This is a genomic window from Bradyrhizobium sp. Arg816, assembly GCF_029989365.1.
In the GTDB taxonomy this organism is placed as follows: Bacteria; Pseudomonadota; Alphaproteobacteria; order Rhizobiales; family Xanthobacteraceae; genus Bradyrhizobium.
The window spans coordinates 268807-286682 of the sequence record NZ_JAPRAQ010000008.1; the positions used below are offsets into that span (position 1 = coordinate 268807).

The 17876-nt window shown below is 64.6% G+C and carries 16 protein-coding genes, 1 tRNA gene and 1 riboswitch; of the genes, 8 read left to right on the forward strand and 9 right to left on the reverse strand.

Annotation, left to right across the window (positions count from 1 at the left end):
* The first annotated feature begins 314 nt into the window (after positions 1-314).
* Both OWC48_RS21705 and OWC48_RS21710 read left to right on the forward strand, forming a co-directional pair.
* Entirely contained in the window at positions 315-593 is a 279-nt protein-coding gene (locus OWC48_RS21705; RefSeq protein ID WP_028150199.1) for a PepSY domain-containing protein, read from the forward strand.
* 44 nt (positions 594-637) lie between these two features.
* On the forward strand, positions 638-1231 hold the full coding sequence (locus OWC48_RS21710) for a cytochrome b/b6 domain-containing protein (protein ID WP_282521771.1): 594 nt from the start codon (positions 638-640) through the stop codon (positions 1229-1231).
* A 2-nt stretch (positions 1232-1233) separates the two neighbouring features.
* On the opposite strand, the gene OWC48_RS21715 is transcribed toward OWC48_RS21710, so the two are convergent.
* Complete coding sequence (locus OWC48_RS21715) at positions 1234-1911, reverse strand: LON peptidase substrate-binding domain-containing protein (RefSeq protein WP_282521772.1); 678 nt, start codon at positions 1909-1911, stop codon at positions 1234-1236.
* 98 nt (positions 1912-2009) lie between these two features.
* Positions 2010-2933 (reverse strand): thioredoxin, encoded by a 924-nt coding sequence (trxA, locus tag OWC48_RS21720; protein WP_014490757.1) that lies wholly within the window; start codon positions 2931-2933, stop codon positions 2010-2012.
* Positions 2934-3208: 275 nt separating this feature from the next.
* Between trxA and OWC48_RS21725 the strand changes: the two genes are divergently transcribed.
* The 4 genes from OWC48_RS21725 to OWC48_RS21740 all read left to right on the forward strand — a co-directional run bounded on the left by OWC48_RS21725 (position 3209) and on the right by OWC48_RS21740 (position 6799).
* Positions 3209-3283, forward strand: a tRNA-Gly gene (locus OWC48_RS21725).
* A 76-nt stretch (positions 3284-3359) separates the two neighbouring features.
* Positions 3360-4346, forward strand: coding sequence for an NAD(P)-dependent oxidoreductase (locus OWC48_RS21730; protein WP_282521773.1), 987 nt, complete (start codon positions 3360-3362; stop codon positions 4344-4346).
* A 375-nt stretch (positions 4347-4721) separates the two neighbouring features.
* Complete coding sequence (locus OWC48_RS21735; RefSeq protein ID WP_282521774.1) at positions 4722-6002, forward strand: sorbosone dehydrogenase family protein; 1281 nt, start codon at positions 4722-4724, stop codon at positions 6000-6002.
* A gap of 203 nt (positions 6003-6205) precedes the next feature.
* On the forward strand, positions 6206-6799 hold the full coding sequence (locus OWC48_RS21740) for a cytochrome c (RefSeq protein ID WP_282521775.1): 594 nt from the start codon (positions 6206-6208) through the stop codon (positions 6797-6799).
* A gap of 7 nt (positions 6800-6806) precedes the next feature.
* Here the strand turns inward: OWC48_RS21740 and panE are convergent, their stop codons facing one another.
* The 4 genes from panE to OWC48_RS21760 all read right to left on the reverse strand — a co-directional run bounded on the left by panE (position 6807) and on the right by OWC48_RS21760 (position 10580).
* Positions 6807-7730, reverse strand: coding sequence for a 2-dehydropantoate 2-reductase (gene panE, locus OWC48_RS21745; protein WP_282521776.1), 924 nt, complete (start codon positions 7728-7730; stop codon positions 6807-6809).
* 113 nt (positions 7731-7843) lie between these two features.
* The gene (locus tag OWC48_RS21750) at positions 7844-8452 is read right to left on the reverse strand and encodes a 2-hydroxychromene-2-carboxylate isomerase (protein ID WP_282521777.1); all 609 of its coding nucleotides are present in this window, start codon (positions 8450-8452) and stop codon (positions 7844-7846) included.
* A 107-nt stretch (positions 8453-8559) separates the two neighbouring features.
* Positions 8560-9909 carry an MATE family efflux transporter gene (locus tag OWC48_RS21755; protein ID WP_282521778.1) on the reverse strand — a complete coding sequence of 450 codons (1350 nt, stop codon included), beginning with the start codon at positions 9907-9909 and terminating at the stop codon, positions 8560-8562.
* An 89-nt stretch (positions 9910-9998) separates the two neighbouring features.
* A complete protein-coding gene (locus OWC48_RS21760; RefSeq protein WP_404979809.1) occupies positions 9999-10580 on the reverse strand; it encodes a DUF2239 family protein in 582 nt (193 codons plus the stop codon).
* A gap of 163 nt (positions 10581-10743) precedes the next feature.
* Between OWC48_RS21760 and OWC48_RS21765 the strand changes: the two genes are divergently transcribed.
* Complete coding sequence (locus OWC48_RS21765) at positions 10744-11409, forward strand: glutathione S-transferase family protein (protein ID WP_282521780.1); 666 nt, start codon at positions 10744-10746, stop codon at positions 11407-11409.
* 33 nt (positions 11410-11442) lie between these two features.
* Here OWC48_RS21765 and OWC48_RS21770 read toward each other — a convergent pair whose 3' ends face one another.
* Positions 11443-12738 carry an MFS transporter gene (locus OWC48_RS21770; RefSeq protein ID WP_282521781.1) on the reverse strand — a complete coding sequence of 432 codons (1296 nt, stop codon included), beginning with the start codon at positions 12736-12738 and terminating at the stop codon, positions 11443-11445.
* Between the two features lie 96 nt (positions 12739-12834).
* On the reverse strand, positions 12835-14586 hold the full coding sequence (gene ggt, locus OWC48_RS21775) for a gamma-glutamyltransferase (RefSeq protein WP_282521782.1): 1752 nt from the start codon (positions 14584-14586) through the stop codon (positions 12835-12837).
* A gap of 100 nt (positions 14587-14686) precedes the next feature.
* Between ggt and OWC48_RS21780 the strand changes: the two genes are divergently transcribed.
* A complete protein-coding gene (locus tag OWC48_RS21780) occupies positions 14687-16072 on the forward strand; it encodes an MFS transporter (RefSeq protein WP_282521783.1) in 1386 nt (461 codons plus the stop codon).
* 101 nt (positions 16073-16173) lie between these two features.
* Here the strand turns inward: OWC48_RS21780 and purH are convergent, their stop codons facing one another.
* Positions 16174-17766, reverse strand: a complete 1593-nt coding sequence (gene purH, locus OWC48_RS21785; RefSeq protein WP_282521784.1) for a bifunctional phosphoribosylaminoimidazolecarboxamide formyltransferase/IMP cyclohydrolase — start codon at positions 17764-17766, stop codon at positions 16174-16176.
* Positions 17767-17791: 25 nt separating this feature from the next.
* A riboswitch (ZMP/ZTP riboswitch) is annotated at positions 17792-17873 on the reverse strand.
* Positions 17874-17876: the final 3 nt, after the last annotated feature.

Consider the following 17876-nt stretch of genomic DNA (forward strand, 5'->3'; position numbering starts at 1 on the left):
TTCGAGCGAAGTGGATACCGGTTCGCGTCGAGAAAACGCGTCAAAACGAAAACCTAGAGCCCCGTTCCGATTTCATCGGAACGGGAACGGCTCTAGGTGCGGCGCATCGGAATTGCTCGCCATCGAACCTGTGAGGCGTAAGGCCGCAGCGACCGTCCAAATGCACGCTGCACGCGGAGAGCACTGATGTTTTTCGGACCGTTAGAATAACTCTAAAGCTGTCAGGCCCCGAACCGGATTGACTTCATCATCGCCTTTGCTTCCCTCGCTCCCGCTTCGCGCCACGCGCGCACACGACAGAGGAGGAGACGTTCGTGAAGGTCATTCGTGTTGTTGCAATTGCACTGACGGTCGGCATGGGTATGAGCTCGGCGGCCATGGCCGACGGGTTCAAGGATTGCACCAAGCTCGACAAGGCGTCGTGGAAGCCGGCCGCCGAAGCCGAAGCCAAGGCCAAGGCGCTGGGTTACGAAGTGCGGCGCTCCAAGATCGAAGGCTCGTGCTATGAGGTCTACGGCGTCAAGGAAGGCAAGCTCTACGAGCTGTTCTACAGCCCGGAAGACCTTAGCCTGAAGAAGACGGTTGCCAAGTAAGGATTCAAGCAAGGGCTTGAACAAGGCTTGAGGATAGTCACGGCTTGATCGACGAAGCGGTGCCAGAAACGCGCGGGGTGTCTGACGGGACCCCCGCGGATCGAACGGCTTCGCGGACGGTCGCAGTCTGGGACCTCCCGCTACGCCTCTGGCACTGGGCCCTCGCGGTCAGCATCTTGGCCGCGTGGTTCACGCCCACCGTCTACGATACCCTTCACCGCATCGTCGGCTATACGGTGCTCGGGCTTCTCGCCTTCCGCCTGGTCTGGGGTTTTCGGGGAAGCCGCTATTCGCGCTTCCGCATGGTCGGCGTCCGGCTTCGGGCCGCGCCACACTATCTCTGGAATCTACGCCGCGGCATGACCGGCCGCTATATCGGCCTCAATCCAGCCGGCACCTTGATGCTGGTGGCGCTGCTGCTGGCGATCGCCGTCTCGGCCATCACGGGGGCCATGTCGGTGACCGTCACCTTCTTCGGCCTGTGGTGGGTCGAGGACACCCACGCGATAGCATCCGACGCCGTCATCGTGCTGGCCGTGGTACACGTGCTGGGCGTCGTGCTGATGGGGCTTCTCCAGCGCGAGAACCTGATCCGCGCGATGTTCACCGGACGCAAGCGCATCCGGCATCACAACTGAGATCACTGCAACGGCGGATCGCCGCTGGTGCGCTTCTTGGCGAGATCCATCTCGGTCACCGCGATCAGGATTTCGGCGCGCGTCTTCAAATCCGGCGCCTCCAGCATGGCCTGCTTTTCGGCGGGGCCATAGGGCGACATCATCGCCAGCGCGTTGACGAGCGCCTCGTTGGGCGCGCTCTCGACGCCTTCCCAGTCGACCTTGAGATTGTTGGCCTTCAAGAAGTCCGCCAGCACGGTCAGAAGCGCCTCGCGATCGACCTCGTCCTCGCCCATGCGCGCGGTGAAGTCGTCGACGAAGGTGAAGAAGTCCACCTTGCACTGGCGGTAGGCGGTCAGCACTTCGAGCTCCTTGACCACCTTGAAGCGCGAGACGCCGGTGAGCTCGAGGATGTAGCGGCCGTCGCCGGATTCGGCGAGCTGGGTGATGCGGCCGACGCAGCCGACGCGGAACAGCGCCGGCCTGTCGGAATTCTTCGGCGAGTGTGCGACGTCGGGCTGGATCATGCCGATCAGGCGATGGCCGTCGCGCAAGGAATCGTCGACCATCGAAAGGTAGCGCGGCTCGAAGATGTTGAGCGGCATCTGGCCGCGCGGCAGCAAAAGCGCACCCGGCAGCGGAAATACCGGAATGATCTCCGGCAGGTCGGCGGGGCCGCGATATTCGATGTTGATCGGCATCTGGTCCCCCCTGATCTCGTTAGAGCATGATCCGGAGGACCGCGTCAGCGCAAAGTGTGAAGCGGTTTTCCGACAAGATCATGCTCCAACAATAACCCTTACGAAAACAGGATCGTCGACAAGCGCTTTCGTCCCTCGACGGTAGCATCATCCGTGCCACCCCAGGCCTCGAAGAATTGCACGAGCTGCTTGCGGGCGCCGTCGTCGTTCCACTTGCGGTCGCGCTTGATGATCGCCAGCAACTGCTCGGTCGCCGCCGCCCGGTTGCCCTGCGCATTCAGCGCGGTCGCAAGGTCGAAGCGAGCCTGATGATCGAGCGGGTTTGCGGCGACTTTCTGTTCCAGCTCGGCCACCGGCCCCAGCTGCTCCGCCTGCTCGGCGAGATCGATCGCGGTCTGCACGGCCTTCACGGCGGGGTCGTTGCGCTTGGATTCCGGCACCATGGCCAGCGTCTGCTTGGCCTGCTCCATCGCGCCGGAGACGGCGTAGCATTTCGCGAGTCCGGCAAGGGCCGCGATGTTGGTCGAATCGTGCTGCAGCACTTCGGCATAGATCTGCGCCGCGGCGGCGGCGTCTCCCTCGGCGAGCACCGCTTCGGCCTCTTGCAGGATCTCGGCGATATTGGGCTCGCCCGGCGCCGTCACGCCCTTGGTCACCTTTTCGATGAAGGCGTTGACCTGGCTCTCCGGCACGGCGCCCATGAAGCCGTCGGCCGGCTGGCCGTTGACGAAGGCGATCACGGCCGGGATCGACTGGATGCCCATCTGGCCCGGGATCGCCGGATGCTGGTCGATGTTCATCTTGACCAGCTTGACCTTGCCCTTGGCTGCCTTGACCGCCTTTTCCAGCACGGGCGTGAGCTGCTTGCAGGGGCCGCACCACTCCGCCCAGAAGTCGATCAGCACCGGCTGGCGCTTCGATTCCTCGATGACGTCCTTCACGAAGGTCTGGGTGGTGGTGTCCTTGATCAGATCGGCCGCAGCCGGGCCCGCCGCTCCGTTACCTTGGTCGATGATCGTCACGGGATCCCCTCGTCTGATGTCTGGAATGGCGGGTCTTTAGCACGTCGCCAATTCATATGCTTCGCTGTCGGCCCTAAAATTGGGCCGGGGCGGCCGAATTTCAATCCATGACGGCCGATTCGGCGGTTCGAAGGCGATTTTGGCCGATTTGGTCGGGTTCGGGGTCCATATGGGGCCTTCGAAACCGAATCTATGCTGCCGGTAGCTGTTGCATTCGCCGCCCGCTTTTGGCATACGACAGCCGTTGCCGGCGCGTCGTGCGGCCGACACAGGATGCGGGTGTAGCTCAGTGGTAGAGCACGACCTTGCCAAGGTCGGGGTCGAGGGTTCGAGCCCCTTCGCCCGCTCCAATTTTTCCCAAAGCATCCAGCCAAACCGGGTCAGGCCGTGGTTTTCCACGCCGCTGGCGGCTGTATTGGGTCCCAAATGACAATTCTGGTCACAGGCAGCGCGGGCCATCTCGGGGAGGCCGTTCTCCGTATGCTCCGGGGGCGCGGTTCTCCCGTACGCGGGCTTGATCTGAAGCCATCGCCCCTCACCGATGCCGTCGGCTCGATCGTCGACCCGGACTTCGCGCGGCGGCAGATGGAGGGCGTCACCGCCGTCATCCACACCGCGACGCTGCACAAGCCGCATGTGGCAACCCACGGCAAGCAAGATTTCGTCGACACCAACGTCACCGGCACGCTCAATCTGCTCGAGGCAGCCGTAGCCGCTGGCGTGCGCAGCTTCGTCTTCACCAGCACCACCAGCGCATTCGGCTCCCAGCTTCGACCCGAGGCCGGACAGGCCGCGGTGTGGGTCACCGAGGATCTGGCGCCGGTGCCGAAGAACATCTACGGCACGACCAAGCTGATGGCTGAGACTCTGTGCGAGCTGTTCTTTCGTGAGCGCGGGTTACCGGTCGTCGTCTTGCGGACCTCGCGCTTCTTTCCGGAGGACGATGACGATCCCGCGATGCGCTCGGCTTACCCGCTGGACAACGCACAGGCCAACGAGCTGCTCTATAGACGGCTGGATATAGCGGACGCGGTGAGCGCCCATCTGCTCGCCGTCGAGCGTGCGCCGAAGATCGGCTTTGCCCGTTACATCATCTCCGCCACCAGCCCGTTCGAGCCCCGTCATCTCGCGGCGCTCGCGCGCGACGCGGCCGGTGTCGTGCGCGAGCTCTACACGGACTGCGCGCAGCTCTATGCGGCGCGCGGATGGCGGCTATTCCCCGAGATCGACCGCGTCTATGTCAACGACCGCGCGCGGCGCGAGCTAGGCTGGCGGCCCGAATTCGACTTCGCGCATGTCCTGAACAGCCTGCGCGCGGGCACGGATTTTCGCAGCACGCTGGCCCGCGAGATCGGGTCGAAAGGCTATCACGACACGGTATTCGACGACGGACCCTATCCCGTCGCCTCGTAATCGCCGTCTTTGCCGTTTTGCTCGACGCAACAAGTGTCTGCCCGGCGTCGCCGGGAGCAGACCGGGGTGAGCCGTTCTACTGTTCATGGGGTTGTTTTCGCAATTTTGTACGCCCCTCCTGCTGCCTGCAAATCAGCCACGCGCCATTTTGATTCCGCGTTGCAGCGAGACCGTTATCGTCGCCGTGCAAATCTTCGTGGCATTCAGTCTCAATTTCCATTGAGTCTGACTGCAGTGCTCCCGACGCGCTTCTCACCGTCCGCAGATGTGCTAACCTTTTTGCATCTGTCGTCCTGACAGAGTCCGAACTTCGCCTCTCGACTAGCAAAACAAAATAACGTGCAGCCCTGACGGCTGCCTTAGGGGAGTGACGCGATGAAATTCCATCAAACCGTCTTTCAATCCGTCCTGGCGCTTGCAGCGGTTGCCCTTCTCGCGGGGACAAGTGCAGTCAGCGCGCAACAGCAGGACAAGAACCGCCAGCTGAAGAAATACGAATCCGGCACCAAGGAGTTCTGGACCCATCCGCCGGATGACTGGTTCCTCGGCGACGAGACCGAGGCGCAGAAGGGCCTCGCGCCGCCGTCGGGCCCGCCGACCGGCGCGTCGGAGGCCGAGCTCGCCGCGATGATGAAGAAGATCAAGCTGCCGGCCGGCTTCAAGATCGAAGTCTACGCGCCCGGCGTTCTCGCGGCACGGCAGATGGCCTGGGGTGACAAGGGCACGCTGTTCGTCGGCTCGTTCGGCCTCGGCAACGTCTATGCCATCAAGGACAACAACGGAAAGAAAGAGGTCAAGACCATCCTGAAGGGGCTGAACATGCCCACCGGTCTCGCCTTCAAGGATGGCGCGCTCTACGTCATCGCGGTCGACAAGCTGATCCGTTACGACAACGCCGAAGCCAATCTCGACAAGCTCGGCGACGGCAAGGTCGTCTATGACGACATGCCCTCCTATGCCGCGCATGGCTGGAAGTATATCGCGGTCGACAAGGAAGGCTGGTTCTACCTGCCGTTCGGACCGCCCTTCAACGTCGGCGTGCCCCCGACCAGCGTCTCGCAGATCCGGCGCGTCGATCCCAAGACCGGCAACGCCGAAATCTATGCGCTCGGCGTTCGCAACTCGGTCGGCGGCGACGTCGATCCGCGTACCGGCAAGTACTGGTTCACCGAGAACGCGCGCGACTGGATCAGCGACGATCTGCCCTCAGACAAGCTGAACATGATCTCGAAGATCGGCGAGCATTTCGGCTATCCCTACTGCCACCAGGGTGACCTGCTGGATACGAAGTTCGCGATGGGTCACAAGTGCTCCGAGTTCACGCCGCCCGTGCTGAATCTCGGTGCCCACGTCGCTCCGCTCGGCATGAAGTTCTATACCGGCGATCAATTCCCCGCCGAGTACAAGAACAACATCCTGATCGCCGAGCACGGCTCCTGGAATCGCCACAAGTACCAGGGTGGCAATATCACGCGCGTGATCGTCGGCCCCGACGGCAAGAACGCCAAGAAGGAGGTGTTCGCCTCCGGCTGGATCGAGGGCGACCAGGGCTATCTCGGCCGTCCCAACGACATCATCCTCGCCAAGGACGGCTCGATCCTCGTCGCCGACGACTGGGCCGGCGCGATCTATCGCATCAGCTACAGCAAGAAGTAGCGTAAGAGGACACGAGGCTGCGACCGGATGACGGCCGCAGCCTCTTTTGTTTGTGACAGGCTCGCAGCGGAACGCGTTCGTCGTGCCCGGACTTGATCCGGGCATCCATCAAAACGAGAAACCTCTTTGCAAACGGGATGGATTGCCGGGCCTACGCCAAGCAGGCGGGTCAAGCCCGGCAATGACAGTCGGAGAAATCAGCCATGCGAGCCGTTCGGTTTGGAATTCTGTCTGTGACGCTATCGCTCGCAGCACTTGCAATCGTCCGAGCTCAAGCCTCCGATAATGCCGCGATCCAGGAGAAGGCCGCCGTCTGCTCCGGCTGTCACGGCGAGAACGGCATCTCGCAGACGGAGAACATCCCCTCGCTGGCCGGCCAGCCCGATCAATTCATCCAGTGGCAGCTCGTGTTTTTCCGCGCCGGCTCGCGCAAGAACGACCAGATGCAGCCGATCGTCGAGGAGATCACCAACGAGGACATCCGCAATTTCGGCGCCTATTTCGCGCAGATGACGCCGCCGAAGGCAGCGGAAGACGGGGATCCGGACCTGTCGAAGAAGGGCGCGCAAGTTGCCGTCGGCCGCCGCTGCGCCTCGTGTCACACGGATAGCTTCGCCGGCACCAAGGCGGTTGCGCGGCTCGCAGGCCAGCGCGAGGAATATCTGGTCAAGGCGCTGCACGATTACAAGGCGGGCCAGCGCGTCGGCGGCGGCGTCGCCGCGATGGCGGATGTCGCCTATCACATGAGCGATGAGGAAATCACCGCCGTCTCGCACTATCTCGCGTATTTCAAATAGCGCTGAGCTACCCCGCCCGCTGCTTCTCGTACGCCTTCAGATGCGTATACGCGACGCGCAGCTTCGGCACCGGCACCTTGGCTGCATCGGCGCGCGCGATGAGGTCGCCGATGACGTGATCGGCCTCGACCGGCAGGCCCGCCTTGATGTCGCGGAACATGGATGCCGTCATCGGCGATCCCTCGGTGGTGAGGTTGCCCTTCACGCGCTCGAAGAACGGGCCGCCCGGCGTGTAGCCCGACGCGGTGGCGATCGCGCTGGTCTCGTCCAGCATGCCGAGCAAAAAGTCCCTGCCGCCGGGGGCCGCGAGGATGTTGCCGACGGAGGTTCGCATCAGGCTGGTGCTTGCGGCGAGCGAAGACAGGAACACCCATTTCTCCCACATGTCCTGCATGATGTTCTGGCTGGCGGCGGCGCCATTGATGCCGCTCTTGAAGGCCTCGTCGATCGCCTTGACCCGGTCCGAGAGCTTGCCGTCGCGCTCGCCGTAACTGAGCGACTGCATCGGCTGGAGCTGCACCACTTCGCGCTTCTCGTTCAAGGTTGCCGCGATGGCACAGAGGCCGCCGAGCACGCGCTCCTTGCCGAATTTTTCGTCGAGCGTGTCGAGATGCTTCATGCCGTTGAGCATGGGAATGATCGCGGTATCAGGCCCGACAGCGGCCGCGAACGACTTGATGGCGTCGTCGAGGTCGAACGCCTTGCAGCTCAACAGCACGACGTCGAATTTATCCTTGAGCGCGTCGGCCTGAACGGTCGGCGGATTCTTCAAGGTCACGTCGCCGTTCGGGCTCTTGATGACGAGGCCGGCGCTCGCGAGCTCGCCGGCGCGCCGCGGCCGGACCAGGAAGGTCACGTCGCGGCCGGCCTGCAACAGCCTGCCACCAAAATAGCCGCCGATGGCGCCGGCACCGACCACGAGGATACGCATGGGATTGTCCTTATTGTTGCTATTGGCGGTCTATCTATAGTCGTCATTGCGAGCGAAGCGAAGCAATCCAGAATGCTACCGCGATCACATTCTGTCGCCGGAGAACGAACGGACTACGTCTCCAGCACCATCTCCTCGACCTCGCGCAGCTGCTCCTTGCCGAAGAACATCTCGTTACCGACGAAGAAGGTCGGCGAGCCGAACGCACCGCGGGCAACAGCGTCCTCGGTGTTCTTGATCAGCTTGCCCTTGACCTCGGGCTCCCCGGCGCGCGCGAACAGTTTTTGGGCATCGAGGCCGGAGGATGCTAGCGCCTTCGCTGCGACTTCCGGGTCGTCCATCTTCTTCGGCTCGCGCCACATGTGGTGGAAGGCGGCCTCGACATATCTTTCGAACACGCCCTCGGCCTGTGCCGCGATCGCGGTCCGCATCAGGTTCAGCGTGTTGACCGGGAAGAAGGGATTCATGACGTAGGGCTGGACCTTGAAGCGCTTGACGAAGCGCTCGGTCTCGATCGCCTGGAATTCGCGCTTGTTCTTGATGCCGGCGAGCGTCTCGGCCGGCGACTTGTTGTTGGTCGACTTGAAGATGCCGCCGAGCAGGATCGGCACGTACTCGAATTTGACGCCGATGCGCTGCTCGATTGCCGGGATCGCGAGATGGCTGAGATAGGCGTTCGGGCTGCCGAAATCGAACAGGAATTGCGGGGCTGTGCGGGTCAAAATCGTTCTCCCTGACCTGGCCTTTGATCTGGCTTTTCATCCATTGTGGCGCAGCGCGCGCCACCGGTCCACCGTTTAATGATGGTCATAATATCTTGATGTTCCGGTCAGATCAGACGCCGGATCGCGCGCCTGCGCCACACCGTGAGGTAATAGCCCATCTGCAAAACGAACATGGCGCAGAACACGATCGGATAGGCGGCCCACACGCCCTCCAGGCCGATCGTACGGCTCAGGATCACAGCGGCCGGCAGCTCGATCGCGAGGATGGCGAAGATCGACAGCAGCATTGGCGTCAAGGCGACGCCGGCCGCGCGCATGGCTCCGGAAAACACGGTGGCCAAGCCGAACGGCACCGAACTCCACAGCGCGATGTGAAGCAGTCCCCCGGCGAGGTCGAGCACGGCACTGTCGGTGATGAAGAGGCCGAGCACGGCCCGCGGCGCCAGATAGATCAGCCCCACCAGCCCGCCGGTCAGGACGATGTTGAACATGAGGCCGGCGCGCACGATGCCATCGAGCAGCGTCCTGTCGCCGCCGCCGATGGCCTGTGCGCCGAGGATCGAGACCGCGATCGAAATCGACATTGCCGTGAACTGCGTGTAGCCCATCACCTGGTTGACCGCGCCATAGGCGGCGGTGGCGTCCGATCCAAAGCCGTTGACGAGTCCGAGCAGCACCAGCTCGGCGATCGCCATCACCACCATGCCGACCGCGCTCGGCAACCCGATGCCGAGGATCTTTCCGAGCACGGCACGATTGAGCCGCAGATGACGCAGCAGCGCGGCATCCGGTGCCAGTGCATGCGTCGTCCGCAGCAGATAGACGGCCAGCGCGATGAGTGTCAGTGCGTTGGCAATCGCGGCCGCCCAGGCCGGACTGGTGATGCCGGCGGCAGGTATCCCGAACGCGCCGCGGATCAGCATCGGCGTCAGGATCAGCCCGATGGTGGTCGACAAGGCCAGCGCCAGCAGCGGCGTCACGGCGTCACCGACGCCGCGGATCATCGCCGTCATCAGCAGGAAGACGAAGCCGAGCGGCATGGTGAGCAGCATGATGCGCGCATAGGCACTGGCCTGGTCGAGGATGTCCGCTGGCGTCGCGAGCATCGTCATCAGTTGCCGGCTGAAGAGGCCGCCGACCAAGGCAACCGAAAGCGAGAGCAGCAGGCCGATGGCGAGCGTCGTGCCGACGACGATCCTGATCCTGCCGTGCTCACCGGCGCCGAAGGCCTGGCCGATCAGCACAGTGGCGCCGGTGCTCAGGCCCATGACGAAGGCGAACAAGAAGAACACTACCGGGAAGAACGCCGACACCGCGGCGAGCGCGTCGACGCCGATCATCTGGCCGAGATAGACGTTGCTGACGGTCCCGAACAGCGATTGCAGCGCGTTGCTCAGCACCAGCGGCGCGAGGAAGCGGAGGAATGTCGTCCAGAGCGGTTTTGGCGCGGACATGGATAGGCCTTTCATCAGGGCGTGCGAAGCCGTTGCCGCGCGATGCACGCGCGGCTTGGCCGTCGATGGGGTGAGAGAAAGTGCTGCGCCTAAGCGCGGTCGCTGTAGGCGAGCTTGACGATGTGGTCGCGGACGTCGACCGGCCAGTCGGCGATCAGTCCGGTGAAGCGCCGCCGGTCATCCGCGAACAGAGCGCGCGAAGCTTCCTCGAACTGCGGCAGATTACCCGCCATGGTCGACATGAAGTGATAGGCCGCGTCACGCGCCTGCCGCTCGCGGTCCTTGTCGCCGCTGACGCGTCTTGCCTCGTCGACGAGCTTCCGTAGCGCAACCGAGGCGCCGCCCGGTTGCGCATTGAGCCATTCCCAGTGTCGCGGGAGCAGCGTCACCTCGCGCGCGACCACGCCGAGCCTGGGCCGGCCGCGCCCGCGCGGCTCGCTCGGTGGTGCGGTCTCCTCGACCGGGGGCGGGACAAGCTTCGCCACCCGCGCCAGCACCTCGCGATCCCCGCCGCGCAGATCGAAGTCGATCGGTCGGCCCGTGCCGTCCTCGAAGATGATGATGGGCTCGTCCGGCGGTGGCGCTATCCGCTTGACGACCAGCGCGACCTCTCCCGCTGGCCCGGACGCCAGGCGGCGATGGCCCTGGAAGGCTGTGAAAGTTCGCTGCATTGAAATCATTGCCATATTGATGACGCTGGCCATTTAATACCCGGGTAATTTGCTGACGCAATATACCCGGGTGAAATTATCCGTCTGGATGGCTCGACATTGCGTTCCCGGGCTGGCACGAACGCGCGGTCGATCGACCACGCCTAGCCTGGGGACCCCACCGATGCTGACCGTTCACCACCTCAACAATTCCCGCTCGCAGCGGGTGCTGTGGCTGCTCGAGGAGTTGGGCGTGCCCTACGAGATCGTGCGCTATCAGCGCCAGCCGGACATGCGCGCCCCGAAGGAGCTGCGCGCCATCCATCCGCTCGGCAAGTCGCCCGTCATCACCGACAACGGCAACACCATCGCCGAGTCAGGCGCGATCATCGAATATCTCATCGCCACCTACGGCAACGGCCGGCTGATACCGCCGCCGAACACGCCCGAGCGGCTGCGCTTCACCTATTGGCTGCACTATGCAGAGGGCTCGGCGATGCAGCCGCTGCTGCTCAAGCTGCTGTTCACGCTGATGCCGAAGCGCGCACCCGCGCTGCTTCGCCCGCTGGTGCGCAAGGTCTCGAACCAGGCGCTCACCGCGCTGGTCAATCCGCAGCTCAAGCAGCACATGGATTATTGGGAGGGCGAGCTCGGCAAGACCGAGTGGTTCGCCGGCACCGAGTTCACCGCCGCCGATATCCAGATGAGCTTCCCGCTCGAAGCCGCGCAGGCGCGTGGCGGGCTCGAGCTCGGCCATCCCAAGGCGATGGCGTTCCTGGAGCGCATCCACGCGCGGCCGGCGTACGCCAGAGCGCTGGAAAAGGGCGGGCCGTACCAGGTGGGGCGGTAAGTTTCCTCACCGCCCCGGCGTGACAGCGCCGGATCAATCCGCGTGAAGCACGCGCCCGCGCGTCTCCGGCAGGGCGAAGGCGGCAATGAAGAACAGCGCGTAAGCCACCACCGCGAACATCGCGATCGCATTCGCGAGCGACGTCGTCGCCGAGAGCGCGCCGACCAGGAACGGAAACAGCGCGCCGATGCCGCGGCCGAAATTGTAGCAGAAGCCCTGGCCGGAGCCGCGCAGCCGCGTCGGATAGAGCTCGGTCAGGAACGCGCCGATCCCCGAGAAATAGCCCGAGGCGAAGAAGCCCAGCGGGAAGCCGAGCACCCACAGGATCTCGTTGGTGAGCGGCAGCTGCGTGTAGAGCAGCACCACGGCCATGGCGCCGATCGAGAAGATCAGGAACAGATTGCGCCTGCCGATGCGATCCGCGAGCCAGGCCCCGACGAGATAGCCGATGAACGAGCCGATGATCAGCGTCGAGAGATAGCCGGTCGAACCGACGATCGACAGGTGCCGCTCCTTGGTCAGGAACTGCGGCACCCAGAAGGTGACGGCGTAGTAGCCGCCCTGGCAACCGGTCGCCATCAGCGAGGCCAGGATCGTGGTCTTCAGGATCGGGCCGGAGAAGATTTCCCAGAGCGCCGGACGATCGCCGCTCGCGGCCTGTTTTGCGCGGGCCTCGGCCGCGATCTCCGGCTCGGTGACGGAGCGGCGGATGTAGAACACCAGCAGCGCCGGCAGCGCGCCGATCACGAACATCCAGCGCCACGCCGTCTCCGGCGGCAAAGCCGAGAACAGGATCGCCTGCGACAGCACGGCGAGACCCCAGCCGACCGCCCAGCCCGACTGCACCGAGCCGACCGCGCGTCCGCGATATTGCGGCCGGATCGCCTCGCCCATCAGCACGGCGCCCGCCGCCCACTCGCCGCCGAAGCCGAGGCCGAGCACGGCGCGTGCGATCAGGAGCTGGTCGAAATTCTGCACGACCGCGCAGACCAGCGAGAAGAACGAGAACCAGATGATGGTGATCTGGAGCGTCCTGACACGTCCGATATGATCGGAGAGATAGCCGCCGAGCCAGCCGCCGATCGCGGAGGCCAGCAGGGTCACGGTACCGGCGAGTCCCGCCGAGGCCGCATCGACCTTCCACAGCGCGATGATGGTGCCGATCACCAGCGGATAGATCATGAAGTCCATGCCGTCCAGCGCCCAGCCTGCGGCGCAAGCCCAGAACGTCCGCCGCTCCGGCGCGTTCATGTCGCGGTAGAAGGCGAGAAGGCTGGTGTCTTCGATCTCTGCGCGCTCAATGCGCTGGGTCGGATCGGCTGTGCTCATGTGCGTTTCCCCGGCGGTCCCTTAAAGCTGCGCGGTGGTAGCACGCAGGGCAGCCCGCGCAAGCAGGCGCGCGCTGCCGTGCCATGAACGGCGCGACTACTGTCCCGCGGCTTCCGCGCCGCGGGTACGCGGATCGGGCGCGCCGAGTGGCCCGTTCGGCGTCACCATAATCGAATTGGCCGAGGTCTGTCCCATCGACTCGACGATGAGGTGATCCATCGCCTTCAGCTTCAAGAGCACATCGCCGGGAAAGCCGCCTTCGATGCGCACCTCGTCCGGCAGCCATTGGTGATGCAGCCGCGGTGCTGCCACGGCGGCGGCCACATCCATCTTGTAGTCGACCACGTTGACGATGACCTGGAGCACGGTCGAGATGATGCGGCTGCCGCCGGGCGAGCCCGTCACCAGCACCGGCTTGCCGTCCTTGAGCACGATGGTCGGGGACATCGAGGACAACGGCCGCTTGCCGGGCCCGGGCAGATTCGGCTCGAAACCGACGAGGCCGTAGGCGTTGGAAGCCCCGACCGCCGCGGTGAAATCGTCGAGCTCGTTGTTGAGCAGCACGCCGGTTCCGTCGGCAACGAGGCCGACGCCGTAGCTGAAATTCAGCGTATACGTGTTGCTGACGGCATTGCCGCCGGCATCGACGACGGAAAAGTGCGTGGTGTTGGTCCCCTCGCGCGGCGCGGGAGGGGCGGAGACGAGCTGTTTCGACGGCGTAGCGCGCTCCGTGGAGATGCCGGCGCGCAGCTTGGCGGCGTAGTCCTTTGCAGTGAGCGTCTCGATCGGTGCATTGACGAAAGCGGGATCGCCGAGATAGCGCGCACGATCCGCATAGGCGCGCTTCATGGCTTCGATCAGCAGATGCAGCGAAGCCGGCGACCCCTGTTTCAGATCGGCGAGCTGAAAGCCCTCGAGGATGTTGAGCGTCTCCACCAGCACCACGCCGCCGGAGGAAGGCAGCGGCATCGAGACGATGTCGTAACCGCGATAGGTGCCGAGCACCGGGGCACGGACCACCGCAGAATAGGATTTCAGATCGGCCGGCGTCATGATGCCGCCGGCGTCAGTCACGGCCTTGGCGAGCTTTTCCGCGACCGGCCCCTCATAGAAGCCGCGCGGCCCCTGTGCGGCGACGGCCGACAGCGTTTCGGCGAGATCGCTCTGCACCAGCCTGTCGCCTTCGCCGAGCGACGTGCCGTCGGGGCGCGAGAAGATCTTGGCCGACGAGGGCCAGCGCGCCAGCCGCCGGTGCCAACCCGGCAGCGTGTCGGCAAGGTCGTCGGTGACGACAAAACCGTCGCGGGCGAGCGCAATCGCGGGCTCGAGCAATTGTGCAAGCGTGAACCGGCCCGAGCCATATTTTTCCAAGGCCAGCGCAAGACCTGCGACGGTGCCGGGCACGCCGATGCCGAGCGCGGAATCGCGCGACTTCGCAGCATCGGGCTTGCCGTCAGCGCCGAGGAAGATCTGCGGGGTGGTCGCAGCCGGCGCGGTCTCGCGATAATCGATCGTGATGTCCTCGTTGCGCTCGGCCGAATGGATCACCATGAATCCGCCGCCGCCGATATTGCCGGCGCGCGGATACGTCACGGCCATCGCAAAGCCGGTGGCGACCGCGGCATCGACCGCGTTGCCGCCGCGGCGCAGGATGTCGGTGCCGACTTGCGCCGATATCTTTTCCTGCGCCACCACCATGCCGTGCTCGGACGGAACGGCGTGCACCGTGTCGAGCGCGGGTGGGACATAGGCCCGCCGCGCATCCTGGGCGGTCGCAGGCGCAAGACCAAACGCCAGAATGGTAACGAAGGCGAAAAATGTCCGCCGTGTCGAATATGACGACATCATCAAGCTTCCGCCGTGGCCTTGGGGCAGTTCACACGCGTCGCTTCAATGCTATACGGTTTGCCCTCACAGAGGCAAAACTGTTCGTGATGGGGACTGGAATATGACGACGATCGCCCCGGATGCGCGCTTGGTCGGCGCGCAGCGGACCTATCCGCCGCGCGCCGCCGTCATCAGCTGGATTTTCTTCGACTGGGCCGCGCAGCCTTATTTCACACTGATCACGACCTTTATTTTCGCGCCATATTTCGCCACCAGCATTGCGCCAGATCCCGCCACCGGCCAGTCGTTGTGGGGCTTCGCGATGGCGGCCGCGGGCCTCGCGATCGCGCTGATGTCGCCGGTGCTCGGCGCCATTGCCGATGCCTCGGGCCGCAGGAAGCCGTGGATCGCGGGATTCGGCGCGCTGCTGGTGCTGGCGGCCTGCACGCTGTGGATCGGCAAGCCCGGCGATCTCGCCATCATTCCGCCGCTGCTCACGGCGGTCGCGCTCGCCAGCGTCGGTGCGGAATTCGCCACCGTCTTCAACAACGCGATGATGCCGACCCTGGTGCCGCCTGAGCGGATCGGCCGGCTCTCCGGCACCGGCTGGGCCACGGGTTACATCGGCGGCATCGTCAGCCTCGTCATCGTGCTCGGCTTCCTCGCCGCCAATCCCGAGACCGGCCGCACGTTGCTCGGCTTCAAGCCGCTGTTCGGGCTCGATCCGGTCAGCCATCAGGGCGATCGCATCGTGGGGCCGCTGACCGGGCTGTGGTTCATCATCTTCGTGACGCCATTGTTCCTGTTCACGCCGGATTATCCGGCGAAGCACCCGGTGCGCGAGGCGCTGCGCGAGGGATTGTCGGATCTCAAGCAATCGATCAAGGGTCTGCCGCAGCGGAAATCGCTCGCGGCATTTCTGCTCGCCAACATGATCTACACCGACGGTCTGGTGTCGCTGTTCGCGTTCGGCGGCATCTATGCCGCCGGCACCTTCGGCTGGCACACGATCCAGATCGGCACCTTCGGCATCATGCTCGCGATTGCCGGCGCCCTTGGCGCATGGCTTGGCGGCAAGCTCGACGATCGTCTCGGGCCGAAGCACGTCATCGCCGGCAGCCTGCTTGTTCTGTTGCTGGCGGTGGCGGCCATTCTTCTGGTCGACAAGGACAGTGTCCTGTTCGTCAAGGTCGCACCACCTCTTCCGGGCGCGCCCCTGTTCTCCAGCGCGGCCGAGCGCGCTTATCTCGTTTTGGGTTGTCTCATCGGCGCTGCCGGCGGCCCGCTTCAGGCCGCCTCGCGCACGCTGCTGATCCGTCTCGCGCCCAAGGATCGCATCGCGCAGTATTTCGGGCTGTTCGCGCTGACGGGGAAGGTAACGTCCTTCATCGGCCCGCTGCTGATCGGCATGATCACCGCGGTAACGGCGAGCCAGAAGGCCGGCATGGCCGTGCTGGTGGTGTTCTTCGTCGCGGGGCTGGGGTTGTTGATGCGGGTACGGGAGTAGTGGCGTAGCCCGGATGGAGCGAAGCGCAATCCGGGGCCGCTGTTGCTGGGACGTGAAACCCGGATTTCGCTGCGCTCCATCCGGGCTACGCTCGCGGTGAGTTAGTGCCTGAAGTGCCGCGTGCCCGTGAACACCATGGCGATGCCGTGCTCATCGGCGGCCTTGATCACCTCGTCGTCGCGCATGGAGCCGCCGGGCTGCACCACGGCGGTGGCGCCGGCCTCGATGCAGGCGAGCATGCCGTCGGCGAACGGGAAGAACGCGTCCGACGCCACCACCGAGCCCTTGGTGAGCGGCTCGGCGAGCTTGAGCTCATTCGCCGCATCCAGCGCCTTGCGCGCCGCGATCCGCGCTGAATCCACCCGGCTCATCTGGCCCGCGCCGATGCCGACGGTGGCCAGATCCTTGGCGTAGATGATGGTGTTGGACTTGACGTGCTTTGCCACGCGGAACGCGAATTTCAGATCGCGCATCTCGGCATCATCAGGCGCACGCTTGGTGACGACCTTGAAGGTCATGTCGTCGACCACGGCGTTGTCGCGGCTTTGCACGAGGAGGCCGCCGGCGACCGTCTTGGCGGTGAGGCCAGGCGCGCGCGGATCGGGCAGGCTGCCGGCGAGCAGCAGGCGCAGATTCTTGCGCGCGCCGATGATGGCGATGGCCTCCTCGCTGGCATCGGGCGCGATGATCACCTCGGTGAAGATCTTCGTGATCTCGCGCGCGGTGTCGGCGTCGAGTGCGCGGTTCATCGCGATGATGCCGCCGAACGCCGAGGTGGAATCGCAGGCCAGCGCCTTGCGATAGGCGCTGACGAGATCGGACCCTTCGGCCACGCCGCACGGATTGGCGTGCTTGACGATGACGCAGGCCGCGGTGCGCTTGGCGTCGAACTCGCCGATGCACTCATAGGCCGCATCGGTGTCGTTGATGTTGTTGTAGGAAAGCTCCTTGCCCTGGAGCTGCCGCGCGGTGGAGACGCCCGGCCGCTTGTCGGGCGTCGCATAGAACGCCGCGGTCTGGTGCGGGTTCTCGCCATAGCGCAGCGACTGGATCAGTCTGCCGCCGAAGGCGCGGAAGTCGGGCGCGTTGATTTCGAGCTGGCGGTTGAACCAGTTCGAGATCGCGGCGTCGTAAGCTCCAGTGCGCGCATAGGCCTTTGCGGCAAGCCGCCGGCGCAGCTTCAACGTCGTCGATCCGTTGTTGGCCGCGAGCTCGTCGAGCAGGGCCTTGTAGTCCTCGGCCTCGACCACGACGGCGACGTCGTCATGGTTCTTTGCCGCGGCGCGGATCATCGCGGGGCCGCCGATGTCGATGTTCTCGATGCAATCCTGGAAGCCCGCGCCTTTGTCGACGGTGGCCTCGAACGGATACAGGTTGACGACCAGGAGGTCGATCGGCGCGATGCCGTGCGCCTTCATGGCGTCCGCATGTTCCTTGTTGTCGCGGATCGCGAGCAGGCCGCCATGCACCTTCGGATGCAGCGTCTTGACGCGGCCGTCCATCATCTCGGGGAAGCCGGTGAGGTCGGAAACGTCTTTCACCTTGAGGCCGGCCGCGGCGATCGCCTTGGCGGTGCCGCCGGTCGAGACCAGCTCGACATCGTGCGCGGCAAGCGCCTTTGCGAACTCGATCAGGCCGGTCTTGTCGGAGACGGAGAGAAGAGCACGGGTAACGCGGCGGGGATGGTCAGTCATGAGCAAGATCCTCTGTCTTAAGGAGTGTCTATGCCCAGGCGCGCGGCGTCTTTGTCCCGCGCTTCCCGATGGTGCTCCATCCAAGGTCGCCAGTCGCGCGAGCGAGGGCT

What these genes read in the sequence shown, in the direction of transcription:
- ggt (WP_282521782.1), bottom strand. Translation starts at nt 14,586, where the DNA reads ATGATGTCGTCATATTCGACACGGCGGACATTTTTCGCCTTCGTTACC.
- OWC48_RS21760 (WP_404979809.1), bottom strand. Translation starts at nt 10,580, where the DNA reads ATGCAGCGAACTTTCACAGCCTTCCAGGGCCATCGCCGCCTGGCGTCC.
- OWC48_RS21740 (WP_282521775.1), top strand. Translation starts at nt 6,206, where the DNA reads ATGCGAGCCGTTCGGTTTGGAATTCTGTCTGTGACGCTATCGCTCGCA.
- purH (WP_282521784.1), bottom strand. Translation starts at nt 17,766, where the DNA reads ATGACTGACCATCCCCGCCGCGTTACCCGTGCTCTTCTCTCCGTCTCC.
- OWC48_RS21765 (WP_282521780.1), top strand. Translation starts at nt 10,744, where the DNA reads ATGCTGACCGTTCACCACCTCAACAATTCCCGCTCGCAGCGGGTGCTG.
- OWC48_RS21730 (WP_282521773.1), top strand. Translation starts at nt 3,360, where the DNA reads ATGACAATTCTGGTCACAGGCAGCGCGGGCCATCTCGGGGAGGCCGTT.
- OWC48_RS21770 (WP_282521781.1), bottom strand. Translation starts at nt 12,738, where the DNA reads ATGAGCACAGCCGATCCGACCCAGCGCATTGAGCGCGCAGAGATCGAA.
- OWC48_RS21735 (WP_282521774.1), top strand. Translation starts at nt 4,722, where the DNA reads ATGAAATTCCATCAAACCGTCTTTCAATCCGTCCTGGCGCTTGCAGCG.
- panE (WP_282521776.1), bottom strand. Translation starts at nt 7,730, where the DNA reads ATGCGTATCCTCGTGGTCGGTGCCGGCGCCATCGGCGGCTATTTTGGT.
- OWC48_RS21715 (WP_282521772.1), bottom strand. Translation starts at nt 1,911, where the DNA reads ATGCCGATCAACATCGAATATCGCGGCCCCGCCGACCTGCCGGAGATC.
- OWC48_RS21780 (WP_282521783.1), top strand. Translation starts at nt 14,687, where the DNA reads ATGACGACGATCGCCCCGGATGCGCGCTTGGTCGGCGCGCAGCGGACC.
- OWC48_RS21755 (WP_282521778.1), bottom strand. Translation starts at nt 9,909, where the DNA reads ATGTCCGCGCCAAAACCGCTCTGGACGACATTCCTCCGCTTCCTCGCG.